The organism is Acinetobacter sp. YH12117 (assembly GCF_013418865.1).
Classification (GTDB): domain Bacteria; phylum Pseudomonadota; class Gammaproteobacteria; order Pseudomonadales; family Moraxellaceae; genus Acinetobacter; species Acinetobacter indicus.
In genome coordinates this window covers 1-24,422 of the sequence record NZ_VPBF01000015.1, presented here as the reverse complement: position 1 = coordinate 24,422, position 24,422 = coordinate 1, and the positions used below count along the sequence as shown (strand labels likewise).

At 44.0% G+C, this 24,422-nt stretch carries 26 protein-coding genes; 19 read left to right on the top strand and 7 right to left on the bottom strand.

Going from position 1 to position 24,422, the window contains the following annotated elements; translation table 11 throughout:
• Nucleotides 1-150 precede the first annotated feature (150 nt).
• Nucleotides 151-429 carry a DUF2798 domain-containing protein gene (locus FTU55_RS07270; protein WP_005181365.1) on the top strand — a complete coding sequence of 93 codons (279 nt, stop codon included), beginning with the start codon at nt 151-153 and terminating at the stop codon, nt 427-429.
• Between the two features lie 3 nt (nt 430-432).
• Here FTU55_RS07270 and FTU55_RS07265 read toward each other — a convergent pair whose 3' ends face one another.
• Nucleotides 433-1,038, bottom strand: coding sequence for a hypothetical protein (locus FTU55_RS07265; protein WP_180046641.1), 606 nt, complete (start codon nt 1,036-1,038; stop codon nt 433-435).
• 366 nt (nt 1,039-1,404) lie between these two features.
• On the opposite strand from FTU55_RS07265, the gene FTU55_RS07260 reads away from it, so the two are divergent.
• From FTU55_RS07260 to FTU55_RS07235, 6 genes are all read left to right on the top strand, one after another.
• On the top strand, nt 1,405-3,105 hold the full coding sequence (locus FTU55_RS07260; protein ID WP_180046639.1) for an NAD-dependent malic enzyme: 1,701 nt from the start codon (nt 1,405-1,407) through the stop codon (nt 3,103-3,105).
• A gap of 170 nt (nt 3,106-3,275) precedes the next feature.
• A complete protein-coding gene (locus FTU55_RS07255; protein ID WP_180046637.1) occupies nt 3,276-6,170 on the top strand; it encodes a type VI secretion system Vgr family protein in 2,895 nt (964 codons plus the stop codon).
• Nucleotides 6,167-7,777 carry a glycoside hydrolase family 19 protein gene (locus FTU55_RS07250; protein ID WP_104511416.1) on the top strand — a complete coding sequence of 537 codons (1,611 nt, stop codon included), beginning with the start codon at nt 6,167-6,169 and terminating at the stop codon, nt 7,775-7,777. Before FTU55_RS07255 ends, FTU55_RS07250 begins: the two co-directional genes overlap by 4 nt.
• Nucleotides 7,764-8,468 carry a hypothetical protein gene (locus FTU55_RS07245; RefSeq protein ID WP_180046635.1) on the top strand — a complete coding sequence of 235 codons (705 nt, stop codon included), beginning with the start codon at nt 7,764-7,766 and terminating at the stop codon, nt 8,466-8,468. Before FTU55_RS07250 ends, FTU55_RS07245 begins: the two co-directional genes overlap by 14 nt.
• Before the next feature lie 233 nt (nt 8,469-8,701).
• Nucleotides 8,702-8,950 (top strand): hypothetical protein, encoded by a 249-nt coding sequence (locus FTU55_RS07240; protein ID WP_180046633.1) that lies wholly within the window; start codon nt 8,702-8,704, stop codon nt 8,948-8,950.
• Nucleotides 8,943-9,341 carry a hypothetical protein gene (locus tag FTU55_RS07235; protein ID WP_034598110.1) on the top strand — a complete coding sequence of 133 codons (399 nt, stop codon included), beginning with the start codon at nt 8,943-8,945 and terminating at the stop codon, nt 9,339-9,341. Before FTU55_RS07240 ends, FTU55_RS07235 begins: the two co-directional genes overlap by 8 nt.
• A gap of 97 nt (nt 9,342-9,438) precedes the next feature.
• On the opposite strand, the gene FTU55_RS07230 is transcribed toward FTU55_RS07235, so the two are convergent.
• Nucleotides 9,439-10,359, bottom strand: coding sequence for a Dyp-type peroxidase (locus tag FTU55_RS07230; protein ID WP_005181383.1), 921 nt, complete (start codon nt 10,357-10,359; stop codon nt 9,439-9,441).
• Nucleotides 10,360-10,517: 158 nt separating this feature from the next.
• Here FTU55_RS07230 and FTU55_RS07225 point away from each other — a divergent pair, with 158 nt between their 5' ends.
• Nucleotides 10,518-11,138, top strand: coding sequence for a LysE family transporter (locus FTU55_RS07225; RefSeq protein WP_005181385.1), 621 nt, complete (start codon nt 10,518-10,520; stop codon nt 11,136-11,138).
• 67 nt (nt 11,139-11,205) lie between these two features.
• On the opposite strand, the gene znuB is transcribed toward FTU55_RS07225, so the two are convergent.
• The 3 genes from znuB to FTU55_RS07210 are packed head-to-tail and all read right to left on the bottom strand — an operon-like array spanning nt 11,206 to nt 13,271.
• Nucleotides 11,206-12,006, bottom strand: coding sequence for a zinc ABC transporter permease subunit ZnuB (znuB, locus tag FTU55_RS07220; RefSeq protein ID WP_016658980.1), 801 nt, complete (start codon nt 12,004-12,006; stop codon nt 11,206-11,208).
• A gap of 3 nt (nt 12,007-12,009) precedes the next feature.
• Nucleotides 12,010-12,801: a zinc ABC transporter ATP-binding protein ZnuC gene (gene znuC / locus FTU55_RS07215; RefSeq protein ID WP_016658981.1), complete on the bottom strand. Its 792-nt coding sequence runs from the start codon at nt 12,799-12,801 to the stop codon at nt 12,010-12,012.
• Nucleotides 12,774-13,271 (bottom strand): transcriptional repressor, encoded by a 498-nt coding sequence (locus tag FTU55_RS07210; RefSeq protein WP_005181393.1) that lies wholly within the window; start codon nt 13,269-13,271, stop codon nt 12,774-12,776. The genes znuC and FTU55_RS07210 overlap by 28 nt, the downstream gene beginning before the upstream one ends.
• Nucleotides 13,272-13,407: 136 nt before the next feature.
• Between FTU55_RS07210 and FTU55_RS07205 the strand changes: the two genes are divergently transcribed.
• The 11 genes from FTU55_RS07205 (at nt 13,408) to FTU55_RS07155 (ending at nt 22,218) form a co-directional block, all read left to right on the top strand.
• On the top strand, nt 13,408-14,247 hold the full coding sequence (locus FTU55_RS07205; protein WP_016658982.1) for a metal ABC transporter solute-binding protein, Zn/Mn family: 840 nt from the start codon (nt 13,408-13,410) through the stop codon (nt 14,245-14,247).
• Between the two features lie 171 nt (nt 14,248-14,418).
• Nucleotides 14,419-14,817, top strand: coding sequence for an ATP synthase subunit I (locus FTU55_RS07200; RefSeq protein ID WP_005181400.1), 399 nt, complete (start codon nt 14,419-14,421; stop codon nt 14,815-14,817).
• A gap of 101 nt (nt 14,818-14,918) precedes the next feature.
• Complete coding sequence (atpB, locus tag FTU55_RS07195) at nt 14,919-15,794, top strand: F0F1 ATP synthase subunit A (protein WP_004970145.1); 876 nt, start codon at nt 14,919-14,921, stop codon at nt 15,792-15,794.
• A gap of 86 nt (nt 15,795-15,880) precedes the next feature.
• Nucleotides 15,881-16,126 (top strand): F0F1 ATP synthase subunit C, encoded by a 246-nt coding sequence (gene atpE / locus FTU55_RS07190; RefSeq protein WP_000424060.1) that lies wholly within the window; start codon nt 15,881-15,883, stop codon nt 16,124-16,126.
• A gap of 40 nt (nt 16,127-16,166) precedes the next feature.
• Nucleotides 16,167-16,637 (top strand): F0F1 ATP synthase subunit B, encoded by a 471-nt coding sequence (locus FTU55_RS07185; protein WP_005181403.1) that lies wholly within the window; start codon nt 16,167-16,169, stop codon nt 16,635-16,637.
• Between the two features lie 12 nt (nt 16,638-16,649).
• Entirely contained in the window at nt 16,650-17,186 is a 537-nt protein-coding gene (locus FTU55_RS07180; protein WP_075168156.1) for a F0F1 ATP synthase subunit delta, read from the top strand.
• A gap of 46 nt (nt 17,187-17,232) precedes the next feature.
• Nucleotides 17,233-18,777 carry a F0F1 ATP synthase subunit alpha gene (atpA, locus tag FTU55_RS07175; protein ID WP_005181412.1) on the top strand — a complete coding sequence of 515 codons (1,545 nt, stop codon included), beginning with the start codon at nt 17,233-17,235 and terminating at the stop codon, nt 18,775-18,777.
• An 86-nt stretch (nt 18,778-18,863) separates the two neighbouring features.
• Nucleotides 18,864-19,733, top strand: coding sequence for a F0F1 ATP synthase subunit gamma (gene atpG, locus FTU55_RS07170; RefSeq protein WP_005181426.1), 870 nt, complete (start codon nt 18,864-18,866; stop codon nt 19,731-19,733).
• 26 nt (nt 19,734-19,759) lie between these two features.
• A complete protein-coding gene (atpD, locus tag FTU55_RS07165; RefSeq protein ID WP_005181429.1) occupies nt 19,760-21,154 on the top strand; it encodes a F0F1 ATP synthase subunit beta in 1,395 nt (464 codons plus the stop codon).
• Nucleotides 21,155-21,180: 26 nt separating this feature from the next.
• Nucleotides 21,181-21,600 (top strand): F0F1 ATP synthase subunit epsilon, encoded by a 420-nt coding sequence (locus tag FTU55_RS07160; RefSeq protein ID WP_005181432.1) that lies wholly within the window; start codon nt 21,181-21,183, stop codon nt 21,598-21,600.
• Nucleotides 21,601-21,735: 135 nt separating this feature from the next.
• Nucleotides 21,736-22,218, top strand: coding sequence for a DUF2846 domain-containing protein (locus FTU55_RS07155; RefSeq protein WP_180046631.1), 483 nt, complete (start codon nt 21,736-21,738; stop codon nt 22,216-22,218).
• Nucleotides 22,219-22,409: 191 nt separating this feature from the next.
• Here the strand turns inward: FTU55_RS07155 and FTU55_RS07150 are convergent, their stop codons facing one another.
• Nucleotides 22,410-23,408, bottom strand: a complete 999-nt coding sequence (locus FTU55_RS07150) for a pirin family protein (RefSeq protein ID WP_180046629.1) — start codon at nt 23,406-23,408, stop codon at nt 22,410-22,412.
• Nucleotides 23,409-23,527: 119 nt separating this feature from the next.
• Entirely contained in the window at nt 23,528-24,136 is a 609-nt protein-coding gene (locus FTU55_RS07145) for a hypothetical protein (RefSeq protein WP_127800678.1), read from the bottom strand.
• Nucleotides 24,137-24,422 lie beyond the last annotated feature (286 nt).

Below are 24,422 nucleotides of genomic sequence, written 5' to 3'. Positions count from 1 at the left end.
CAAATATAGCAAATTTCACTGTCTTTAGGTGAACGCATTTGTAGTGAATGAAGATTGTCCGACATTCTGCGCCATCTGTAGCCTGAAAATGCTACCATGGCCATGAAATGACCTGATCAATGACGGATTTGTCCCGCTGTAGGAGCACGCATGCACGCCAAACGTCCTGTAATCATCGCCAATATTCCTAAACTGCCAGCAAAATGGGCGGGCATTATTATGCCGCTGCTGCTGTCTGGCCTGATGAGCGGTATTATTTCAATGGTCAATATGCTGCGTGCGCTGGGCTGGGTCGAGGGGCTGATCACACTGTGGTTCCAGAACTGGATGATTTCCTGGGCCATTGCCTTTCCAGTGGTGCTGGTGGTGTTGCCGCTGGTGCGCCGGTTTACCGCGATGCTGGTGGATATGCCGGGCGCACCCAAATAATATTTAGCTCGATGCACCAGACTCCTGACAGGACACCGGTTTACTCAGCAGATCGGCATTGCCATTCTGGAAGGTATAAAGCCGGGAGGCATTAAAAATCTTGATCACCTTGGCCTGCGCAATGGCTGCCTGGAAGCGTTTCAATGGCTCATCGGTATGTACATTAAAAGGATTGCCATAATTCTGATTGTCGAGCAGGAACTGGATCTGTCCGGCATTCGGATCATAGGCCTTTAACAATGTCTTGCCCTCGGCGTTGCTGAGCGAGAAGGTCGGTCGCTGGCTGCTGATCTTGCAGTGTAGGGCCAGAGTCAGAATCACTCCATCCTGAGCCTTGTTTTTCAGCTGATAGCGTCCCAGCTGTTCATTTTCAATATAGACCCATTGTTGAGTGGGCATGCTGGCAGTAAATTTTTCCAGTTGCTCCAGGGTTTTTTTACTGATATCCACCACGCCATCTTTGTCGATTTTCGGCGCTTTGTCTTTACTGGAGAATAAACCGGTCACCTGATCGCTGACTTTTTCAGTGGTATTGGAAAGGGTCTGGCAGCCGCCTAACCCCAGCACAGCGGCCAAACCGCCCAGTGTAATCCATGGCTTGATATACATGATTTTTAAATATGTCGTTGTGTTTTGCCCCAGAGCATACCCAAATTGAGGCCAATTGAAAAATCTGCACTGGCTGCATGTAACAGAAAAACAGCGAAAAACTACATCCTGATGGGTCGAGGATTTGTAAGCTAAACAGGCAGGGGATTGATTTGGGCATAAAAAACCGCATTTTGAGCTTCGGGAAAGCGTTATTTCGTGACTGGATGCCGGATTGGACAAATTTATTCAGTACCTAAATTATCCACAAATCATTATCAATTTTCTAAATACCCCATTGTCCTCAAAACGGGCTAAGCTAGCTTATCTCCCAGAGGAACTTTTGCTTTGAGCCTCCTTCTGGATCATCGAATAATGAGATCGGAAATGACATCAGCGAATTCAGCCACCAAAAAACCGCTTTACATCCCTTATGCCGGAAACACGCTTCTGGAGCTGCCTTTGCTTAATAAAGGCGGTGCATTTACAGAAGAGGAACGCCGCCATTTTAATCTCCACGGTTTACTTCCACATGCCATCGAGAGCATTGAAGAACAGAGTCAGCGCTCCTATCAGCAGTATGTGTCGTTTAACGATGCCATCAACAAGCATATTTATTTAAGAAATATTCAGGACACCAACGAAACCCTGTTCTATCACTTAATTGAGCATCATTTAAGTGAAATGATGCCGATTATTTATACCCCGACGGTCGGCGAAGCCTGCCAGCGTTTTTCTGATATTTACCGCCGTCATCGTGGCATCTTCCTGGCCTATCCGGACCGCGGCCATATTGATGACATTCTGCAAAATGTGAACAAGAAAAACGTGAAGGTGATTGTAATCACTGATGGCGAGCGCATCTTAGGTCTTGGTGATCAGGGGATTGGCGGGATGGGGATTCCGATTGGCAAATTATCCTTATATACCGCATGTGGTGGGATCAGCCCGGCTTATACCTTGCCAATTACTTTAGATGTAGGTACTAACAACCCGCAACTGCTGAATGATCCAATTTATATGGGCTGGAATCAGCCGCGGATTACCGGCGATGAATACTATGTCTTTGTTGATGAAGTGATTGCCGCGATCCAGCGCCGCTGGCCAAAAGCGCTGATCCAGTTTGAGGATTTCGCTCAGAACAATGCGATGCCATTGTTAAACAAATATCGTGACCAGATTTGCTGTTTTAATGATGATATTCAGGGCACCGCAGCCGTTTCGGTGGGCAGTTTAATTGCTGCCTCACGTGCCGCTGGTAAACAGCTGAAAGATCAGGTGGTGGCTTTCCTCGGTGCCGGTTCCGCTGGTAGCGGCATAGCCGAGCAGATTATTGCGCAGATGATGTATGAAGGTTTAAGCGATGCCGAAGCGCGTGCGCGGGTATTTATGGTTGACCGTTTTGGCCTGATCACCGAAAACCAGCCGAATCTGCTGGACTTCCAGCGCAAACTGGCACAGCCGCCTGAACGGGTTGCAGCCTGGGGCAATGCCGATGACATGATTTCACTACTCGATGTAGTCAAACATGCCAAACCAACGGTATTGATTGGTGTATCGGGTCAGCCGGGGCTGTTTACCGAAGAAATTATTCGCACACTAACGGAAAATTGTGAGCGACCAATTGTAATGCCACTGTCGAATCCAACCTCACGGGTTGAGGCGGTGCCGGCTGATATCCTGCAATGGTCTGAAGGTAAGGCGCTGATTGCAACTGGTAGTCCATTTGCACCGGTGAATTATCATGGCAAGATTTATCATATCTCACAGTGTAATAACTCCTATATTTTCCCGGGTATTGGTTTGGGTGTAGTCGCCTCCGGCGCGACCCGAGTCACAGACAGTATGCTGATGGCGTCGAGTAATGCACTGGCAGACTGTTCGCCGATGCTGCTCGATCCAGCGGCCGATCTGCTGCCGGATTTAAATGAAATCCAGAAGGTTTCGAAAATTATTGCCTTTAAAGTGGCTAAAGCGGCGATGCTGGCCGGTGTAGCACCGGTAATCAGTGACGAGTTACTGGCAGAGGCCATTGAGACGAATTTCTGGAAACCGGAATACCGCAGTTATCGCCGGATTACCTTCTAAAATATAGACAAACACAACAAGGAGCTTCGGCTCCTTTTTTTTAGGGCAGCTGTTGATCGCAACTGGTCGGAAACAGGCGGTTTGTAGCCCCGAAATGAAAGCGGGAGACTGGATTAAAAAATAAGCATTGTTTAGAATCGGGGCAAATTAAAACAATAGCTTTTATAACAATGATAACCCGTGTTCATATCCATACTGCCTTGGAGCAGGCCGGCCTCAGCCCACAAAAACGTGCCCTCCATATTCAATTTTCTCAGCCTGCCTTAAATACCGATGTTTTTTTACAGCGCATCGATGGTGAACACCAGCTCAATGACGGTTTACATGCCGAACTGATCTGTCTTTCGACCAACGCGCAGATTCCGTTAAAACAGTTTATCGGCGCGCAGGTTGCCGTCGATCAGGTCACTGACCAGGGCCAGCTGTTTCGCAGCAGCGGTATTATCACCGCAGCCGCGCAAGGCCAAAGTGATGGTTCACTCACCCTCTATAAACTTACGCTAGAAGATCCAACCGCACTCTGGCATAAACGCCGTAATAGCCGCGTGTTTATGAATAAAAGCGTGCGTGAAGTCAGTGAAATTTTATTTAAAGAATGGCAAAACAAAAGCCCACTCTTTGCCGCCAGCCTGACCCTGGACTTAACCGGACTGACCCAGGAACTGGATGTGCGTCCTTTTATCATGCAGTCCAATGAAACCGACTATGACTTCCTGACCCGGCTCTGGCGCAGTGAAGGCATTAACTGGCTGATTGATGAAGCCCAGTTACAGGTCGTACATTCCAGCAGCCCGATTCAGGCCCAGAAACTGCGCCTGATTGATGATAACAGCCAGTACAGTGCTTTAAACCGCCGCAGCATTCGTTTTCATCGCTCCAGTGCCACCGAACAATTAGATAGCATCACCCAGTTGATTGCCCAGCGCAGCCTGCAACCCACTGCCGTACATCTGCAACGCTGGCAGTCAGATAGCCTGAGCCAGGAAGAAGGTGCCGGTTCAGTGCAAAGCAAACACCAGCACAGCCACAATCAGGACAATGCCAGCTTAAGTCTGGAACAAGCCTGGCAGATCAGCCCGGCCTGGATGCAGGATTTAAATGGCGAAGACCAGGCCACCGCATCCTCTAATAACCAGCTGGACAAACTGAACCAGAACCTCAGTCACTACCACGACCTGCAATCCAAATACTTCAGCGCCCATTCCACCGTCCGTGATGCCCAGGTCGGCTACTGGTTTGAACTGAATGAACATCCCGAAATTGACCAGCACAGCGCAGCCGACAAAGAATTTCTAATTACCGGCAAACAGTTCTATAACCAGAACAACTTACCCAAAGACCTCAATCAGCAGATTAACCAACTACTCAGCCAGAGCCACTGGCATAGCCATATTAATGTTAAACACGAACAACACCCGGATGAACGTCAAGGCAATACCTTAACCTTACAACGCCGCAATATCCGCACCGTACCGGAATATCATCCACTACGGCACCGACCGGCGGCTCATCCACAGCGCGCCCGGGTAGTCGGTCCTGCTGGCGAAAGCATCCATGTCGATGAATGGGGCCGAATCAAAGTCCGTTTCCTGTTTACCCGCAGTGATGACCATCAGCATGATGGCGGGGCCGGCAGTAATGACAATGACACCGATTCCGCCTGGGTGGATGTACTGACCCCCTGGGCCGGAGAAGGCTATGGGGCCCGCTTCCTGCCACGGATTAATGAAATTGTGGTGATCGACTTCTTCGACGGTAACATCGACCGGCCATTTGTGGTGGGGCGTTTACATGAAGCAGAACGCTCGCCAACCCGCTTTGATACCCTAGGCCAGCTACCCGACACCAAAAAACTCAGCGGGATCCGCTCACAGGAAATTGAAGGCAGTGGTTTTAATCAGCTGCGTTTTGATGATACTCCGAAGCAGATTTCTGCCCAGCTGCAAAGTAGTCATGGTTCTACCCAACTGAACCTGGGGAACTTGAGCCATCCCAAAGCCAGTGCCGAAAGTGATGGCCGTGGTGAAGGTTTTGAACTGAGAACCGATCAGTGGGGTGCAGTCCGTGCTGGAGAAGGCTTACTGATTTCCACCCATCCACAGGCACAAGCCGAAGGCAATCATCTCGATGCCAGTGAAGCCAAGAGTCAGCTAGAAAGCAGCCTGAACAATGCTCAAGCCTTAAGTGAAGTGGCCAAAAACCAGCAGACCGATCCTTTAGAAGTTCTCGATAACTTAAAGAACTTTTTAGAGCAGATCGAACAGCAGGATGAAAGCAAAGCCGCTGCTTTTAAACAGGCACTGATGATTCTCAGTGCACCAAACTCTATTGCTTTAAGTAGCCAGCAAGATGTACACCTTTCTGCCGATGGTCAGATCAGCCACAGTGCCGGAGAGAGTATTAACCTGAGTACGCAGCAGTCTTTGATAGCACATGCCAGCCAGAAACTGAGTTTATTTGCAGCACAAGATGGTGCACGACTGTATGTAGGTAAAGGCAAGGTTGAGATTCAGGCACAGGGTGATGGTGCAGATCTTATTGCCAGAAAGGGGGTGCAAATTATTTCGACGGAAGACAGGATTGAAGTCAAGGCGAGTAAAAAAATTATATTGGTGGCTGGAGGAAGTCAGATTGAGATTAGTGGTTCAGGTGTGTTACCGACCACGGGTGGCAAGTTCGAGGTGAAAGCAGGGCAGCATCTGTTTTTACAGCCACAAAATGTGGTTGAACCGAAGATGAGCTTACCTCAGATGGCAACATTGTTCAGTAATCAGATTAATTATCAATGGAATAGCTCATCTGCAGGAGAAAAAGAAATTTTTGTGATTGATCAAACTGATGGAAAACTTCTGAAAACCAATAAATCCATATTAAATGAACAAAATCAATTGAGTACTTTTAGGTTCTATACGTCGCAGTCAACTGACTTTATTGCACTGGGCTTTAACTCTTTGCGTACACATTTGAGTGGAGCAGTGAGTGATGAACAGATTGATTATTTGCTCGAAGAAATAGAAGAAGATCAGGAGGATGAGGTGTCTACACACGAGGATATTGAATCATGAGTAAACTGGTGACCATTACCTCTAAGTTTTATGATAAATCTGGACGATATGTCAGAAATCTGAAGGTGAAATCACGTTATCAAAATTCATCGAGAGAGAATCTGAAGAAAACAGATACAGATGGCTTATTTGTCTTTCAAGCTTCTCCTAATCGGATGGTAGAAATTTTAGCAAAACCACCGAAGGCATCTGATTATACTGTGGTGAAGGTCATTAATTCTTCGACACTCTCCTCTTCAGAGCATCCTATAAAAATTCAGTTACCTAACACCATTGAAGAATATCGACAAATGAATAGTACGATTTCTCAGAATGGTTTGGTGGTAACACCTTTTCAAGTGGTTGATGTTCATGGAAAGATTATGGCTAATTTTCCGATACAAACACGACCAAAGGGAAAGAAAAGTTTTGAACGTATTACAGATGATCAAGGAAGAGTTGAAGTCCTCTCTTCGGCTAATCGTGATATTGAATTTTTAGCCTTAACATCGAATGATGAGTTTGTTTTAAAAAGATCGCTTAATTCAGGTAATGGCACGGAAAAACCTATTCTGATTCAATTAGATGAACCCTATGAAAAGTTTAAAAGTACTTCTACACTAACGCTTGTAGATCGTGAAGGTAGTAATTACGTTATTGAAAAAACAAATATTGAGATGTTAATTGTAGCTACCGGGAAGAAAAAGGTTTATTCGATTTCCAATGGAAAACTGCCGTTAATAAGTATGGTTGGGCAGAGATTACAATTTACTGTACTCAAACCAGATGGAAAACCTTTAGATCCAGTAAGTTATGTGGCCAAAAGAGTTAAAGAGGAAGCTGTTAAATTACATCTAGATGTTGATATTATTGAAGGAACCACAGAGGAGAATAAACCTAATTTAGATAAAAGGATTGATAATGATTCAGAAGATATTATTTCGTTAAGCTTTTTTAAAGCTGTTTATGGTTCTAGAAAACTATTTTCTCATCGCGTAATGAATGGGAGATCAACACAAAATACTACGCCAGAAGAGTTTGTTCCTGAGTTGAATAAAAGTCTTAGAAAACATAATTTAAAAGATAAATTAATGTTATGTCATTTTTTAGCACAAATTTATCATGAGTGTGACCACTTTAATACCTTAATTGAATATGCTAGTGGGAAAGATTATGATATATCTAACTTTCCGCCATCTGTTTGTGACGTTAAAAATAGTCGAGCATGTCGAAGAAGAAATCAAATCTTAGCTGAAGGAAATACATCTTTTGGAGATGGTCCTAAGTATAAAGGAAGAGGTCTAATTCAGCTAACTTGGAAAAGTGCATATAAAAAATATAAAAACTACTCAGGAATAGATGTAGTTAGTAACCCAGAATTAATTTGTGATGACTTATTTCATGCAGTGGAAAGTTCTGTATGGGCATTTAATATATTTAAAAATGCAGATAATTTAATTTATAAAGGGTATCCAGATTTAAATAGTAACTATAGTGATAGTCATCATTTAAAAGTAGTTGAGTCTGTGAGTAAGAGAATAAATGGTGGAAATAATGGGATGTTGGAAAGAAAGAAGTTATTTATAAAAATATTGAGAGAAGTGGAGAAAAGGAATGGTTTTAAATAAATTTTTCATTTTTTTATTATTGATTTTTTCAGGTAATTTGTCAGCAAAAGATATTTTAGTAAAAGAAGATAATAATATTTACTATAGGAAAGGGGGAGAAAAATTTTATTTATTCAATGGTAATGACTACTGTTATAATAAAAATGGTTTTTGGTTAGAGGAAATAAATAATAGTAAGTATAAATATTTGGTGGTGAATTACACAGAGGATTGCAACCCAAGTGGTCAATACAGGATTTTTGAGATATCTTCTAAAGAGGTAAAAGAGTTTTATTTGAGTCCATTATACGATCCAGAATTTAAAAAAAATAGAATTATTGAAAGGTTTAAAGATGGAGCAATAAGCTATAAAAGAATATATCTTTTAGAGTCTGGGAAATATATATTGAAAGAAGAATGGAGGACTTTAGCTCCAAACTTAAATTTAACTACTTTTTTTTCAAATCCTAATAATATTTATATATTGAAGAGTGACTTAGGTAAAATAGTCGAGAAAGTTGAAGTATCCTCAAGAAAGGCTTTTTTATTTGATCAATATTTTAATAAGAAAAGATCTTATTTAATTAATGGGGATATTGTAAGGATAAAAAATATTGTAAAAAATAAAGATGAATTTTACTTAAATATTGAATATTTAAGTATGGGTGGGAAAGTAGTAAAAGGTTATATATTGATATCTGATATTTTGTGATTTTTCATTTTAAAATTTTATGAATTAAAGAAATTTATAAGTCCAAGAATTATCAATAAGAATTGTAATTAATTAAAAATTCCCTATTCTAGTTTTCTCCTTAAGGGGGGAGAGGAACTCTATTACTATAAAGGGCTTTGTTGCACAAAGATTTCATAACTATATGATTTTAAAGGTTTTGATTATTTTTTGATCCAAAATTAAATTTATTTAAATCAGATGCTTACATATTTATGCAACAAAGCCATTTTAAATTAGAGAATAGTATAGTTAATGATATGGTTGGTGAGGTATTTGGTTGGGGGTTGTGGCATGACCCTGAATACAAGAAAATTGGATGTACAAAATCATTAAGTGAAGCAAGAAAAGGTTATGCAAGATTTATTGAACTTTCCAAGAATCAAAAATTTAAACCACCTAAGAGATATGGCTACACACAGGAAAAAGCAGAAGTATTAGCTAGGAGAAAATTAAGTGGTTAAAAAGCTTATATTTATAATAATTTATTTATTTTCAATGATATCTTGTGCAAAAACAAGTGAAACACTTATATCTGAAGTATACTATTGTCTAAAGGATGATACATCGAAGATAGAAATTGCTTTTGATAGATACAACTCTAGAATAATCCATAGACCTTTTACTTCCTTTCATAAGTTAAAGGAAGTAAAAACTGTTATTTATGATGATGAGTCAAAAGCATTGGAAACAACCTATAAAGAATTAGAGGATAATAGAGAGGTAGCCAGTTTTACGTTTATCTCAAAAGGTAATGAATTTTGGGGGGCAACATATACGCCAATTAATAAAGAAGTTAAAGATCTCGATGAAACTAGATTTAATTTAAATAAAATTAACGCAACCTGTTTTTGAAATTAATATTTAATTTAAATATCACTCTGAGAAATTAAACGCTAGCTGATAACTTTAAATTATTACTAAAAAAGCCGACTCTCGTCGGCTTTATAAATTATCCTTCCAACACCGTTTCCAGCAACTCTTCACTTGGAGCGAAGTAGTAAGCCCCATCTAAAGCGGTGACAAAATGCAGTAAACGGTCATGAATACCATCTCCCGAGGTGCCAAACATACGCTCAAGCATCGCATCCAGAATGGTTAAATCCTTGGTATAGGCAATAAAGAATAAGCCTTGGTCACCTTGCCCATCCCCATACGGTAGGGAATGACGCAGAATTTCCATTTCTTCACCTTCATCATCTTCAACTACGGTACGGGCGACGTGGGCATTGTCAGGTTTCACCTCATCATCTAGCTCAATCGACTCAAGTTTGGTGCGACCCATCACTTGTTCTTGTGCATCGACTTTCAGACGTTTCCATTTATCTAAATCATGTGCATAACGCTGGGCAAAGACAAAGGAACCATCTTCAAAAATGCCGGCATCTTCGCCCAGTAAAGCGACTTCAGCACGGTCATCCGGGAATTGCGGGTTTTCTGTGCCATCAATAAAGCCGGTCATGTCGCGGCCATCAAAATAGCGGAAGCAGACCCGCTCATCCAGAACATCAACCTGATCCTGAATACCCTCAAAGAAAGACTGACTCAGGGCAAAACAGATATCCGCACGGGCACTGGCAATATGAATGAGTACATCTGCCGGTACGACAGGCATCTGGAATGCGCCTTCAATCGGTTGTAGCTGCTTAAAGCCAGCTGGAGTTTGGGAGTACAGTTGTGCCCAAAGTTCAGGTCCAAAGGCCACGGCAGTTTTAATTTGTGCATGAGGATGCTGGGTAATCAGGCGATCACGGGTATTAAAAAGATCAGCTAATTTTTCTTTTAATTGCTCAAGAGTTAAATCTTTTAAACGTAAAACAATAAAACGGGCATGATCTGAAGGTAATGGCAAGATTACAGATTGAGCTGTCATTCATGGCTCCTAAGTTTTTAATAATCAATCACTAAAACTATTGTGCCTGAACCGGTAGCAGCTTAACAGTCTCTGGATCAGATTTTTATTGCCTCTTTACTGCGCACTTAAAAGATGAATCGTCATATAATAATCTGTCATTTTTGTGGTGAATTACCATGTCTTATCAGATTTGGCTGGCCTATATGCTGGCCTGTTGGGTGATTAGTGTGTCGCCGGGCGCAGGTGCGATTGCCTCGATGTCGAGTGGGCTGAATTACGGTTTTCGTCATGGTTACTGGAATGCCATCGGGCTGCAACTGGCGCTGCTGGTACAGATTGCGATTGTGGCGGCCGGCGCGGGCGTGCTATTTGCGACCACGCCTTGGGCTTTTCTGGCAGTGAAATGGTTCGGGGTAGCGTATCTGCTGTATCTGGCCTATCTGCAATGGAAAGCGCCGGTACACTCGATTGAAATCCGGCAGGATTTACCACAGAAATCAGCTGGACGACTGCTGCTGAACGGTTTTCTGGTGAATATGAGCAATCCGAAAGCGATTGTATTTTTGCTGGCTGTCTTGCCACAATTTCTGGATTTATCCAAACCGCAGTGGATTCAATATCTGATTATGGCAGCAACCATGATTACGATTGATCTGATTGTGATGGCGGGCTATACCGGCCTGGCAGCTAAGGTTTTAAGATTATTAAAGTCACCGCGTCAGCAGAAAGTCATGAACCGGACGTTTGCCGGTCTGTTTGCTGGTGCTGCATTTTTATTAAGTCTGGTGCATCAGTAATAGATGTTGATTTTCCCCTCTCAATGATAAAGAGGAGAGGGCTAGATGGAACCTTTCGGTTGATTGTTTAGGCCAGTTTTTTAAATTTCTGCATGGTAAAGATCAGGGCAAAAATCACCGCCATGGTCAGCACAATAGTCAGACCGGTCGAGGTATTTAAGCCGGCGCTGGACCATAAACCAACCGTTACCCCAATTTGTGCAATCACAAAAGCCCAAATCACCATCTGTTTCGGAGAATGCGCCAGCAGTCGTGCCGTGAGCGCCGGAATCACCAGCAGCGCACCCATCAATAGCGAGCCGACCGCGCGTAATGCCAGAACCGTAAACAGGGCCAGCAGCAACATAAAAATCAGACGTTGCCACTGGGCATGAATACCTTCACTGGCAGCAATATCCGGATCAATGGCAATCTGAATCTGGGCTTGCCAATACTTATATAGAACCAGCAGTGCACCGACAATCACCAGCGCAAAGATGGGTAAATCAGCCCAGGAGATCGTGAGCAGATCACCAAACAGGTAGCTGAGCAGTTCCGGGCGCAGGCTTGGAATGTGCTGGATAAACAGTAGACCGGAGCAGAGCAGGGTCGCAGAGCATAAGGCCAGCAGGGCATCATTCGGTAAGCGCGGATCATGCAGAATCCAAAGAATACCAACCAGTAATAAGGCTAAAAATGTAACGCCCATCCACAGCGGTAAGCTCAAGGCGCCGGCAATGGCCACGCCTAATAAGGTGCCATGTGCCATGGTATCGGCAAAAAAAGACATCCGGCGCCACAGCATCAGACAGCCGAGTGGCGCGGTCAGAAACACCAGTAAAGTGCCCATGATCCAGGCCGGAAGTAATAACGATAACCAATCCATCATGGTTTAGACTTCCGGTTCAGGGTGAATATGGGGACGGGAATCATGCTGACACGGCTCGGCATGGTCGCCATGCGCACAATGATCATGATGATGCTGATAGAACACCCGGTTGGTGCCAAAAATGGCCTGATATTCCGGATGCTGCTGCACGCTTTCGGGCAAGCCGCTACAGCAAATGTGTTTATTTAAACATACCACCCGATGCGTGCCTTGCATGACCCATTGCAGATCATGTGAGACCATCAGCACGGCACAGCCATATTTTTCTGGTAGGCTACGCACATAGTCATACAGCTCGGCTTCCGACTGGATATCCAGCCCCTGCATTGGTTCATCCAGCACCAGCACATCGGGTTGGCGCAATAAGGCGCGGGCCAGTAATACCCGCTGCCGTTCACCACCTGACAATTGCTGCACTTTGGAATTTTCCAGCTTGGCAATACCGGTATCGCGGATAATTTCTGCTTTTAACGTGCTGCTACATTTTTCTAAAGCCAGCAGATCCTTGACCCTTAACGGCAAGCTGTGTGAAGGATTGAATTTCTGCGGCACATAGGAGAATTTTAGTTTTTTATCGGCCAGTACTTTGCCAGCCGTGGGTTTGACAATACCGAGCATGACTTTAATCAGCGTCGATTTGCCGGCACCATTCGGACCAATGAGCGTGACAATTTCTTTCTCATGCAAAGAGAAATCGACCTGTTTTAAAATATCACGCTCATCAATCCGGACTTGAATCTGTTCAAGGCGAATCAGCGGCGCAGGACTTAGCGTTTGCTGGCGCAGTGCTGACATAAACCAGAAATCTCGATAATACTGTGATGGGCGGTGAAGTGGTCCGAAGCCGACAGCTCTGCCAGTTGCTGCAGTAAACCCTGCGCAGAAGCTTCTTTGACCACTTTGCATTCGGTGCAAATTAAAAACGCCGCCTGATGGCCTTCGCGCGGATGGCAGCAGGGAATATAGGCATTAATAGAAGTTAAACGGTGAATCAGCCCTTTTTCTAATAAAAAGTCGAGGGTGCGGTACACGGTTGGTGGTGCCGCCGGACGATCTGACTCACTTTTAATTTTGGCCAACAGGTCGTATGCCCCCATCGGGCCCGAGGCATTTAAAATCAGTTCCAGCACTTCACGACGAAGTGGGGTCAGGCGAGCACCTGTGGCGGCACAGAGACTTTCGGCTTCAGCAAGACGCTGCTCAATATTTTGATGGTCGTGCACGCCATGTAATGCATCATGATGTTCATGAGAACATAAGCTCATAGCTACCCCAAGGAAATGTAGGAGGAAAATCGGACATTAAATTTTAACATGAAGTATAGTCAGATTCGATTATACATAGGTATTTTTGTTATTTTGTTATAATATAACATCTATCCTGTTTTATGATTTTGCGCTCATGTCCCGTTTTTTCGCCTTCTGTGCTCTGGCTTTGTTCAGTACCTTGAGTTGGTCTCAAAGTCTTGTTATTTCGACACAGCCGATTTATCTGATTGCCAAGGAAATTACACAAGGCATAGAAACCCCGACCTTATTATTGGCCGACCAGACCGGACATGATGTCAGTTTGACTCCTGCACATCGCAAGACCATTCAGGATGCAGGTCTGGTGATCTGGCTGGGCAAAGCGCATGAAGCGCCTCTAGAAAAACTGTTCAGCAATCAGAGCAAAGCTATTTCATTGCTAGATTCTGGCATTTTGCAAACGCTACCACAGCGTAGCCCTCGTGGTGCAGCATTAAAAGATACAGTTGACTCCCATGTCTGGCTTGATCCGAACAATGCCATTCGTATTGGCTTTTTTATTGCGGCCTTGCGTTCCCAGCAGGTGCCTGAGCAGCGTGAACAGTACTGGGCCAATGCCCGTGCCTTTGCCCAAGAGCTGCTCCTGACCGCAGACAAGTTTAAAAGCAAAGCCTCGGCCAAAGCCTACTGGTCTTATCATGATGCCTATCAATATCTGGAACGTCCGCTGAACCTGAAGTTTGCCGGCGCACTGACCCATGATCCGCATGTCGCTCCGACGGTGGCGCAAATTAAATATATGAATGATCATCGTCCAAACACGAAAATGTGTTTACTGGCCGAAGGTCATGCCAGCAAGAGCCAGTATCAGCGCCTGAATCCGATTGTGTTTCAAATGGTCGACGAAAGTATGAGTGGGGCAGGGGACTTTGTGCAGGCCTGGCAGAAATTGGCTACCCAAACGCAAAAATGTGTAATAAATGCGCAAAAATAGCGCGTTTTGGCGGCAAATTTGAATTATGACAATACGGTTACAGTTGTGCAAAAAAATACGACTAAGATCGGGAAAAGATTGCATGTTCAGGGGTGTAACTCTATAATGCCTGCGATAAAAAACGATCATCAGTTAAACTTGTCAAGCATTTATGCTGTGAGTGGAAAGTAAATGAGCCGAACTAGTCGCTTGATTGACCGACGATTAGCGAAAGCTTTGGTCTTCTTGCAAGCATTCATGATACCTGTTGCTGCATTGATTGCCTGGATATTCAAAGATGCTACAGCCGCCTTGAGTGCCGCACTTGGTGCATTGGTATGTTGGGTTGCAAGTTGTTATTTTTCCTGGCAGTCGTTCCGCGCAGCAGGCGCGAGAGCATCTAAACAAGTTCTGTCGAACATGTATAGGGGCATGCTCGGTAAGTTTGCGATTGTGATCGTAGGATTCATTTTAATTTTAAGCAATGTCGAGCCGTTGTCTCCGGTTGCATTGTTTTGTGGTTTTATTCTCGTTCAGGCCATGTCGTGGGTCGCTCCGTTTTGGGTGTCACGTCTACAAAAACGAGTATAGGCGCAGCAAAAATTGAAAAGTTTTTAGGAGATGAGCGAGATATCAAGCAGCACGCGATATTCGTTCCCTCTTTTGTTTTTGACATTGACCAGGTGTGATTTATGGCTGCTGAAGAACATGCCCTTACTTCGACCGAGTATATCAAGCATCACTTGACCAACATGACGTACGGCAAAATGCCAGACGGTTCATGGAAGTTGGCTGAGTCTGCTGAAGAAGCTCAACAGATGGGGTTCACTGCTATTCACTTGGATTCAATGGGTTGGTCTATCGGACTTGGTCTGATCTTCTGTTTATTGTTCTGGATTGTCGCGAAAGCTGCAAATTCAGGCGTGCCTGGTAAATTCCAGTCAGTAATTGAAGTGATTATCGAGTTTGTAGATTCAAGTGTACGTGATACCTTCCATGGGAAGTCTCGATTAATTGCACCCTTAGCATTAACCATTTTCGTGTGGATTTTCCTCATGAACTTGATGGATTTAATCCCTGTTGACTTTATTCCTTATGTAGCTCAACAGGCGATTGCATCTATGCTGGGTGTGGACCCTCATCAGGTTTACTTTAAAATTGTTCCGACTACAGATCCAAACATTACCTTAGGTATGTCTATTTCTGTATTCTTCTTAATTATTTTCTATAGTATTCGTGAGAAAGGTGTTGGCGGCTTCGTTGGTGAGTTGGCACTTAACCCATTTAACCCAAGTAATCCAGTTGCTAAAGTGCTTTTAATTCCATTCAACTTATTGTTGGAATTGACTACTTTCTTGGCGCGACCAGTTTCATTGGCTCTACGACTGTTCGGTAACATGTATGCGGGTGAGTTAATCTTCATTCTTATCGCGTTATTACCGTTCTGGATCCAGTGGGCATTGTCTGTGCCTTGGGCGATTTTCCACATTTTGATTATTACGCTACAAGCATTCATTTTCATGATGTTGACAATCGTGTACATGAGCATGGCAAGCGAAAAGCATTAATGGTATGGCCTAACTGTCATCGGGCGGTTGGGCACACAATTTTTTAACTTAATTTGGTATAAAACCTAACCTCTGAGGAATTTTTCATGGAACTCACTTTAGGTCTAGTTGCAATTGCATCTGCTATCTTGATCGCTTTCGGTGCTTTAGGTACTGCGATTGGTTTTGGTCTTTTGGGCGGTCGCTTCCTTGAAGCTGTTGCACGTCAGCCAGAATTGGCTCCACAACTTCAAACTCGTATGTTCTTAATCGCGGGTCTTCTTGATGCTGTGCCTATGATCGGTGTTGGTATTGGCTTGTTCTTCATCTTCGCTAATCCATTTGTAGGTTAATCAGCTTAATTCCCAAAAATCCACTATTTGAGGAATAGCAATGAATATCAACCTCACATTGATTGGCCAAGCGATTGCATTTGCGATTTTCGTCGCATTCTGCATGAAGTTTGTATGGCCACCACTAATCAATGCGATTAGTGAGCGTCAGCGTCGCATCGCTGATGGCTTAAATGCTGCTGAAAAAGCAAAAGCTGACCTTGCTGATGCGCAAGCACAAGTTAAGGCAGAGCTAGACGCAGCGAAAGCACAAGCGGCTCAATTGATCGAACAAGCGAACCGTCGTGCAGCACAATTGGTCGAAGAAGCGCGTACTCAAGCATCTGCTGAAGGTGAGCGTATCCGTCAACAGGCGAAAGAAGCTGTTGATACTGAAATCAATGCTGCTCGCGAAGAATTACGTCAACAAGTCGCTGCTTTGGCAGTTGCCGGTGCTGAGAAAATTCTTAGCCAGCAAGTTGACGCAGAAGCTCACAATGCCATGCTGAACCAGCTGGCTGCTAAACTTTAAGCGAGGCGAAATATGGCTGAACTCTTGACGTTGGCACGCCCATATGCGAAAGCAGCATATGCTTATGCCTCTGAGCAAAGTGCAACTGACAGTTGGTCACAAGCACTAGCATTGCTCAGTGCTGCGGTACAAGACGAAGCATTTTCAGCTTACTTAAATCGCCCTGAGCTTACTCCTGCAGAGCAGGTGAGTGTTTTTGCAAAAGTTTTAGGTGAAGACCAGACTGCAGCATTGTCAAATTTTTTGACTTTGCTTGCTGAAAATGATCGTTTGTCTTTAATGCCTGAAATTCAAGCAGAATATGAACAGCTCAAATCACAGAATAACAACAATGTGGACGTCGTAATTGAATCGGCTTTCCCATTGTCTGCTGACCAAGAACAAGTGTTGAAAGCGGCGCTGGAAAAGCGTTTCAACAGCACGGTTTCTATTGCAGTAGAAGTCAACCCGGCGTTAATCGCGGGTGTTGTTATTCGTGCAGGCGACCAAGTGATAGATGATTCTGCGCTTAACAAGCTTGAAAAAATGCGGACTCGTCTTCTTGCGTAATTGCATATAAGAAGACTGAACTTTAAAAAGATTGAGGTATAGCGCAATGCAACAACTGAATCCATCCGAGATCAGTGCGCTCATTAAACAGCGTATCGGCGATCTGGACACCAGCGCGACCGCTAAAAACGAAGGTACCATTGTTATGGTATCCGACGGTATTGTGCGCATTCACGGTCTTGCTGATGCAATGTACGGTGAAATGATCGAATTCGACGGCGGCTTATACGGTATGGCACTGAACCTAGAACAGGATTCAGTGGGCGTCGTTGTTTTAGGTAACTACTTAGGCCTTCAAGAAGGTCAAAAAGCTCGTTGCACAGGTCGTGTATTAGAAGTTCCGGTTGGTCCAGAACTTTTAGGCCGTGTGGTAGATGCTTTGGGTAACCCAATTGATGGTAAAGGCCCAATTGATGCGAAATTAACTGATGCTGTAGAAAAAGTAGCACCAGGCGTAATTTGGCGTCAATCAGTGGATCAACCTGTACAAACTGGTTATAAATCAGTAGATACAATGATCCCAGTTGGCCGTGGTCAGCGTGAGTTGATCATTGGTGACCGTCAGACTGGTAAAACAGCTATGGCGATCGATGCGATCATCGCTCAGAAAAACTCTGGCATTAAGTGTGTATACGTAGCAATTGGTCAAAAACAATCGACTATCGCGAACGTAGTACGCAAGCTGGAAGAAACTGGCGCTATGGCGTATACCACTGTTGTAGCAGCAGCTGCAGCTGATCCAGCAGCAATGCTGTATCTGGCGCCTTATGCTGGCTGTACAATGGGCGAATACTTCCGTGATCGTGGTGAAGACGCGTTAATTATTTATGATGATTTGTCTAAGCAAGCTGTTGCTTACCGTCAAATTTCATTGCTTCTTCGTCGTCCACCAGGTCGTGAAGCTTACCCAGGTGACGTATTCTATCTACATTCACGTCTACTTGAACGTGCTTCTCGCGTATCTGCTGACTATGTTGAGAAATTCACTAACGGTGAAGTTAAAGGCCAAACTGGTTCATTAACGGCATTGCCGATTATTGAAACTCAAGCAGGTGACGTATCTGCATTCGTACCGACTAACGTAATTTCGATTACTGATGGTCAGATCTTCCTTGAAACATCATTATTCAACGCGGGTATTCGTCCTGCGGTGAACGCCGGTATTTCTGTATCGCGTGTTGGTGGTTCGGCTCAAACGAAGATCATCAAAAAATTGTCTGGTGGTATCCGTACCGCTTTGGCGCAATACCGTGAATTGGCAGCGTTTGCTCAGTTCGCTTCTGACCTTGACGAAGCAACTCGTAAGCAACTTGAACATGGTCAACGCGTAACTGAGTTAATGAAGCAGAAACAATATGCGCCTTACTCAATTGCTGACCAGGCTGTTTCAGTTTATGCATCTAACGAAGGCTACATGGCTGACGTTGAAGTGAAGAAAATCGTAGACTTTGATGCTGCGTTAATTTCTTACTTCCGTTCAGAGCACGCTGCGTTAATGCAACAAATCGATGAAACTGGTGATTACAACAAAGACATCGAAGCTGCAATCAAAGCAGGTATTGAAAGCTTTAAAGCGACTCAAACTTACTAATTTAGCACTTTGCTAATTAGTGTTGGTTTGGTTCACGGATCAACCTTCGAGGGCTCGAAAGGGCCTTCGAATACTAGGTTAAGCGTATGGCAAACTTAAAAGAAATTCGCGCCAAAGTAGCTAGTATCAAGAGCACGCAGAAGATTACTCGAGCGATGCAAATGGTAGCTGCTTCTAAGATGCGTCGTGCGCAAGAGCGCATGGCTCAAGGCCGTCCGTATGCCGAAAATATGCACCGTGTAATTGCTCATTTGGTACAAGCGAATCCTGAATATAAACACCGTTATATGGTTGAGCGTCCTGTGAAGCGCGTTGGCTATATCATTGTTTCTTCAGATCGTGGTTTGGCAGGCGGTTTGAACATTAACCTGTTCAAAAAAGTGGTCAAACACGTACAACAGCAACAAGAGCAGTCAATTGAAGTTCAATTTGCTTTAATTGGTCAAAAAGCGGTTTCGTTTTTTAAAAACTACGGCGGTAAAGTACTAGGTGCAACTACAAACGTAGGTGATACACCAAGTCTTGAACAGTTATCTGGTTCTGTACAGGTGATGTTAGACGCTTATGATAAAGGCGAGTTAGATCGTATTTATCTGGTGTCCAACGGCTTTGTCAATGCCATGACTCAAAATCAAAAAATCGAACAACTTGTTCCTTTAGCAGCTGCTGAAGAAGACAAGACCCTGAACCGTCAATACGGTTGGGACTATATCTATGAACCAGAAGCAGAAGAACTGCTGAATGGTTTATTGGTTCGTTATATTGAGTCTGTGGTGTATCAAGGTGTGATTGAAAACATCGCTTGTGAGCAATCTGCACGTATGGTCGCAATGAAAGCTGCGACGGATAACGCAGGTGAGCTTATCAAGAACCTACAACTTATTTATAACAAGCTGCGTCAAGCCGCGATTACTCAGGAAATTTCTGAGATCGTTGGTGGTGCCGCTGCCGTTTAACATTATTTTGAATTGAGGAGACAGCAATGAGTAGCGGTCGTATCATTCAGATCATCGGCGCGGTTATCGACGTCGAGTTTGAACGCAACAGCGTTCCTAAGATCTATGACGCTCTTCACGTTGATGGCACTGAAACTACTTTAGAAGTTCAGCAACAACTTGGTGACGGCGTTGTACGTACAATTGCGATGGGATCTACTGAAGGTCTTAAACGTGGTTTGAACGTAACTAACACTAACGCGCCGATCTCTGTACCAGTAGGTACAGCGACACTTGGTCGTATCATGGACGTTCTTGGTCGCCCTATCGACGAAGCTGGTCCAGTTGCAACTGAAGAGCGTTTACCAATTCACCGTCAAGCGCCTTCTTATGCAGAACAAGCGGCTTCTACTGACCTTCTAGAAACTGGTATTAAAGTCATTGACTTACTTTGCCCGTTCGCGAAAGGTGGTAAAGTTGGTCTGTTCGGTGGTGCCGGTGTTGGTAAAACTGTAAACATGATGGAGTTGATCAACAACATCGCTAAAGCGCACTCAGGTTTATCTGTATTCGCTGGTGTTGGTGAGCGTACTCGTGAAGGTAACGACTTCTATCACGAGATGAAAGACTCTAACGTTCTAGACAAAGTAGCAATGGTCTACGGTCAGATGAACGAGCCACCTGGTAACCGTTTACGCGTAGCGTTGACTGGTCTGACGATGGCTGAGTACTTCCGTGATCAAAAAGACGAAAACGGTAAAGGCCGTGACGTATTATTGTTCGTTGACAACATCTACCGTTATACACTAGCAGGTACTGAAGTATCAGCACTTCTAGGCCGTATGCCATCTGCAGTAGGTTATCAGCCTACACTTGCAGAAGAGATGGGTGTTCTTCAAGAACGTATTACATCAACTAAGTCTGGTTCTATTACGTCTATCCAAGCGGTATACGTACCTGCCGATGACTTAACAGATCCATCGCCTGCTACAACGTTCGCTCACTTGGACGCAACTGTTGTATTGAGCCGTGACATCGCTTCTCAAGGTATTTACCCTGCGATCGATCCACTTGACTCAACTTCACGTCAGTTAGATCCACTGGTAGTTGGTACTGAGCATTACGAAATTGCTCGTGCAGTTCAAAACGTTCTACAACGCTATAAAGAACTGAAAGACATTATCGCAATTCTTGGTATGGACGAATTGTCAGAAGAAGACAAACTTACTGTATACCGTGCACGTAAGATCCAACGTTTCTTCTCTCAACCGTTCCACGTAGCTGAAGTATTTACTGGCGCGCCTGGTAAACTTGTACCGCTTAAAGAAACGATTCGTGGCTTTAAAGGTCTTCTAGCTGGTGAATACGATCACATCCCAGAACAAGCGTTCTATATGGTTGGTGGTATTGACGAAGTGATTGCTAAAGCCGAGAAACTTTAATTAGCTACCTAATTTAGGAGGTTCTCATGGCGACTATGCAATGTGACGTTGTAAGTGTTCAGGAGTCTTTGTACTCTGGCACTGTAACTATGCTAATTGCAAAAGGTGCTGGCGGTGAGTTGGGTATTATGCCTGGCCACGCTCCGCTGGTAACTTTGCTCCAACCTGGCGCGATCCGCGTTATTTTGGAAAATGGTACAGAAGAATTAATCTATGTATCTGGTGGTGTTCTAGAAGTTCAACCGCACGTTGTTACGGTTCTTGCAGATACTGCAGTCCGTGCAGAAAACTTGGATGAAGCGGCAATTATTGAAGCGCGTAAACACGCTGAACAATTGCTGGCGAATCAAAAGAGCGATTTGGACGCTGCTGCTGCTTTGGCTGCTTTGGCAGAAACTGCTGCACAGTTGGAAACGATCCGCAAAATCAAAAACCGCGCAATGTAATTGCTGGTTTAAGATTGAAGAAACCACCCGAAAGGGTGGTTTTTTTATGAATACTATTTAATGGAATATATTAGTAAATAACTTATATATTTGTTATATCTCATGCTCTTAAAAAATAAATAAGGGGAATTTGGGGTGTCAAATAAAATTATTTTACCGCTATTATTATCATTAGGTTTTGTTGGTTGTGCTTCGGTTCCGAAAGCAGATCCACAAGCAGTGCAGCAACAAAAAAAGATTCAAGCGCCACAAGCAGGTCAAGCAGGAATCTATATGTACCGCTCGAATAGCGTTGTAGGTGCAGGACTCAAGAAAGATATTTGGGTTAACGGTGAGTGCTTGGGTGAAACTGCACGTGGTGTTTATTTTTATACAGAGGTAGAAGGTGGTAAAACACATATTGTGTCTACAGAATCAGAGTTTTCTCCTAATCACCTGAACGTAACTACACAAAGTGGGAAAAACTATTATGTTCAACAATACATTAAACCAGGTGTATTTGTTGGTGGTGCAAACGTAAAATTGGTTGATGAGACTGAAGGTCAGCAGGCGATTGAAAAATACAGTTTGGCAGTAGGCGGCAAATGTTCTAAGCCTTCTATTCAACTTCCTAAATAATAATTTCCACATCTGTGTTTGCGGTTGCTGCAAGGTGTAAATCGCAAACACTTGCTTTTGATCTAAAGACTTTCATTCATCTTTACTTAACCCAGCTCTATATCCATTTTTCCAAACCCTGATAATTTCATTGTTTAATTTTTCATAAAAATAGCCTGAAACATGCCAAGCTGTTCTCATAAAAATAGAATTTAGAGCTGTTCAGGATATTCCTTATGCTCACCACCCTGATAAGTCGCAAAACGTGGCTGCTTGCGTTCAAACACCGGTGCCGGACTCGGCCATGGCCATTCACCAAAATGGGTGTCGCGGTAACGTTTAAAGGCAGCGTTCAGTTCATCTTCGCTATTCAGTACAAACGGTCCGCGCATGGCTACCGGTGCACCAATTGGCTCACCTTCAAGCCATAGAATCCGGGATTCAAGTAGTCCGCCTTTTAAATGAATCTCGACATCCGGTTTTAGTTCGGCCAGATGTTTCACGTCCATCTGCTGACCTTCAAGCTCTAAACTCTTACCCTGATATAAATAACAGAAGCGGGTCGAACTGGCGCTGGTGGCTGGAATGGTCACCTCAGCTTCAGGCGCTAAGGTAATCAGGTAAATATTCACCTTGTTTTCAGCCGGCGCTGCCCATGAATGGGGTGGACGTGGTAGGGCATCAGTTTCTTTAAACTGGCCGGAAATTACCCGGATATCAGCTTTCTGGCCTGCCGCATTGGCTTCAATTACATGCGGAATCTGCTCGCGCCATAACATTTTATAATCAGCTGGCTGTTGCTTCTGCTCAGGCGATGAATTAAACCAGATCTGGAACAGTTCCATTGGGTTGGCTTGGTCTTCATGCACGAGTGGAAACATCTCGCAGTGTTCGACGCCATTGCCGGTGGTCAGCCATTGCACATCTCCAGCGGCATAGCGACCGGCATTGCCGAGTGAATCAAAATGATCGACCACACCTTGTTCCACTAAGGTAATGGTTTCAAAACCGGTATGTGGGTGCTCAGGGAAACCGGGCACCACATTGCCATAATACATATTGTATTCTTTATTTTGTGGTGGCGTTTGCGGACCCAGTTGGGCATTGCCAGCCGGAAAATGATCCAGATGATGGGCACAGAAGATAAATGGATCTTTCAGATCTAAACGGAATGTCACCGGTACAACAGAATAAATCAGTGGATGCTGCATGGCAGACCTCTTATTTTTAAATGAACTCATTATTTTTTTAAATTTTAACTATCAGAATCAGACTAAAAATTCTCTGAATCAGGCAGACTCACCACCCAGATGGGCAGTGAGCCTGAAAATCAGGATTCAGTTGCTGCCTGATTTTCAGTGTCAGTGTTTGCGCTTTCAGTATTTTCAGCATTCTCTGACTGTAACAGGATGCTGGCCAGTTTCACCATCTCAGATTGTACTGTGCCCATCTGCTGCTGAATTTTGGCAAAGTCGACTTTGCTGAGGTCAATCTGACCATTTAAAAATGGCGAAGCCAGAACCTGTTCATTGGCTTGCAGAATGTTCTGGCGAATATTGTCAATTTCCTGACTTTTTAAATTCAAACTGTTTAAGGCGCTATTAAAGCCCTGTAATTGCTGTTGCAATTTGCTGGCTGCGCTTTGTAGCTGTTGATGATCCTGACTGTTGACGGCCTGTTGCAGCTCGGTCTGGGTCTGGCGTAACTGCTCGACATACTCACCGGCTTTCAGCTGCATATCGGCCACATCGCGCACAATATAAAACATATTGCCGCTTTTTAAATCGGCTTGTGGCGCAGGGCTTTGCTGCTGGGAGGTGATTTCAGTGTCCGGATCGGCTTCCGAAACCGGAGCGCTGGGCTGGTCACAACCGACCAGAAGTAGAGCTGAAGTCAGCAGGCCAAAGGGCAGGAGAAAATGGGAAAAGGCGCGTTTCATGGCAAGATCAATCACAATTTTTATCTTGCAGTTTAATATAGGGGCTTTAATTAAATAAAAAACAGATTGTTGCAAAGCAATAACAATTTTCCAGGGCAAACAGGCGGTGTGATGAGCGTGGCTTATGGATGTCTAGATCTATAAAAAAAGAGGGCCGCGACCATTGCTGTCCCACAATTTTTCACAAGAGGAAGCTCATTTGAGCTTCCTCTTGTTTTATGGGTATTTTATCGGGTGAAAATAAAGCTTTTAAAGTTCTTCTTTCAAACAAATTCACTTGAATTAT